Origin of the sequence: Mesorhizobium sp. M1E.F.Ca.ET.041.01.1.1, from assembly GCF_003997355.1 — a bacterium.
Taxonomy (GTDB): domain Bacteria; phylum Pseudomonadota; class Alphaproteobacteria; order Rhizobiales; family Rhizobiaceae; genus Mesorhizobium.
In genome coordinates this window covers 1-2,164 of the sequence record NZ_RZSL01000813.1, presented here as the reverse complement: position 1 = coordinate 2,164, position 2,164 = coordinate 1, and the positions used below count along the sequence as shown (strand labels likewise).

Below are 2,164 nucleotides of genomic sequence, written 5' to 3'. Positions count from 1 at the left end.
AGCACTGGGTCCGGACCGGCGATATGGGCGCTCTCCGGCGCGATATCGCTGGTCGCGACCATGGCGTCGTAAGGACTGAGCACCTTGCCCTTGGCGCGCTGGAACTCACGGGCGAAAAGGCCTGTCGGGATACGGGCGAAATTGCGCTCGACGAGGTCGAGCGGCAGGCCGGTTATCTCCGCCACGCGCCCGCTGGCGAGCTTGCCGCCTTGCTCCAGCCCGCTGTTCAACGCCGTCAGGTAATCGCCGAGCGCGTAGTGCTCGACCTCGGCAAGCCTGTCGCGCATCGCCTCGCCGCTGACGCCGTCGGCGCGAAGCCGCGTCGCCGCCAGCGAAGGCAGTTCGAGCGCCCAGTGCAACTGGTCGAACTGGTCCGGCCGCACCAGCATGAATTCCAGCGCCGGCGAGATCAGCACGATGCCGCTGGGGCTCAAACCCACGTCTTCCTGCAGCGTGCGGGCAAGCAGCGCCGCGCGAAAACCGCCATAGCTTTCGCCGGCGAGGAAGAGCGGTGAAGCGGTTCGGCCGTTCTGCGCCAGATAGAGCCGGATGAACGCGCCGACCGAGCTGGCGTCCTGGTCGACGCCCCAGAACGTCTTCGTGTCCTCGCCCGGCGCCTCGCGGCTGTAACCGGTGCCGACCGGATCGACGAAGACGAGATCGGTCAGGTCGAGCCAACTGTCGGGATTGTCGATGAGCTTTTGCGGCGGCGGCAGGAACTCGCCATCGGTCGCGGTCGCGATGATGCGCGGCCCGAGCGCGCCGAGATGCAGATAGGCCGACGCCGCGCCCGGCCCGCCGTTGAAGACGAAGGTGATCGGCCGTTCCTTCGCCGGGGCGGGCGACTGCTGCGTGTAGGCGACGTAGAAGATTTCCGCCGTGACCTCGCCCTTGCCGGAGAGCAGCGACAGCGTGCCGGCCTTGGCCTGGTAATCGAGCTTGCGTCCGGCAAGCGCGATCGAATGCTCGGTCACCTGCGGCGGCGGCAGAAGCGACAGCACGCCGCCGGCCGGTGCCGGCCGCTCCGGCGTTTCAGCCGGAGCTGGCTGCGCGAAGGCGGCGAGCGCCAGGAGGATGAGGGGAAAGAGTTTGGACCGCATGAGACCTCCGCGCGAACGACCTCCGCAAAGGTATGGCCAGAGCGGCCGAAGTCAAAGGGGTGGTGCGGGAAGCGTCACAAAACTTGGGTTCCTCGCCCCCGCCAAGCGGGGGAGAGGTGTCCGCGAAGCGGACGGAGAGGGGGCCTTCGTAGGGCGCTCCCCCTCTCCGTCTCGGCTCCGCCGAGCCACCTCTCCCCCACTTTGTGGGGGCGAGGAACCCAGGCTGGAATTGTGCTGGCCTGCCTTCGCGGGCGACATTCACTCCCCAAACGCCTTCTCCAGCGCCGCGACGTCGATCTTGACCATACCCAGCATCGCCTCGGTGGCGCGCCTGGCGCGCTCGCGATCCGGATGCGCGGCCATGTCGCCGAGGATCTTTGGCACGATCTGCCACGACAGGCCCCAGCGGTCCCGCAGCCAGCCGCATTGCTCGGGCTTGCCGCCATTGTCGAGAAAAGCCTTCCAGATGCGGTCGATCTCGGCCTGGCTGTCGAGTTCGACGAGGATCGAGAAGGAATGATTGAACGGGTCGAGCGGGCCGGCTTCGAGCGCGATGAAATTCTGGTCGTCGAGCACGAATCCGATGATCTTGACGCTGCCGGCGGGGCCGCTTGGATTGTCCGCCGCCACGTCCGTGGTGCGGCCGATCGCCGAGTTGGGAATGGTGGCGACATAGAATTCCACCGCTTGCCGCGCGTCCTTTTCGAACCACAGATGCGAGGTGACCTTGGCCATGCTGGATCTCCTTCCTGTCTGACAACGACCGAAGGACGTTCGAGTTTCGCCCGGTCCGACAGGCTTGTCGTTCACCGAGCATTGTTCTGCCCGCCGCGCTAGACAGTGCTATCAGTCGGCATCGAAAAGGATGCACAATGGACGCGACCGCACTCAAGGCCATGCAGGCGCCGCTGAAGGAGGCTTACCGCCAGGACGCCGCCAAGGCCGTGATCACGCTCAGGGCGCGCGGAACGCTCGACGACCGGTCGATCACCTGCAAGGTGGAGACGGGCAGGGCGCTTGCCGTGGCGGGGCTGCATCCGGCCACCGGCGGCTCAGGGCTGGAG

2 protein-coding genes and 1 pseudogene are annotated in these 2,164 nt (G+C 66.9%); 1 reads left to right on the top strand and 2 read right to left on the bottom strand.

Translation table 11 applies throughout. The features are described 5' to 3' along the window. On the bottom strand, nucleotides 1-1,100 hold a 1,100-nt coding region (locus EOA38_RS34510; protein ID WP_127301321.1), incomplete at its 3' end, for a peptidase S10. 258 nt (nucleotides 1,101-1,358) lie between these two features. Beyond that, nucleotides 1,359-1,835 carry a VOC family protein gene (locus EOA38_RS34505; protein WP_126094878.1) on the bottom strand — a complete coding sequence of 159 codons (477 nt, stop codon included), beginning with the start codon at nucleotides 1,833-1,835 and terminating at the stop codon, nucleotides 1,359-1,361. Nucleotides 1,836-1,972: 137 nt separating this feature from the next. Here EOA38_RS34505 and EOA38_RS34500 point away from each other — a divergent pair. Next, a pseudogene (locus EOA38_RS34500) lies at nucleotides 1,973-2,164 on the top strand (OsmC family peroxiredoxin); the annotation flags it as partial.

Bases quoted from the DNA above. Each gene is read 5' to 3' on its own strand.
- EOA38_RS34505 (WP_126094878.1), bottom strand. From the start codon at position 1,835: ATGGCCAAGGTCACCTCGCATCTGTGGTTCGAAAAGGACGCGCGGCAA.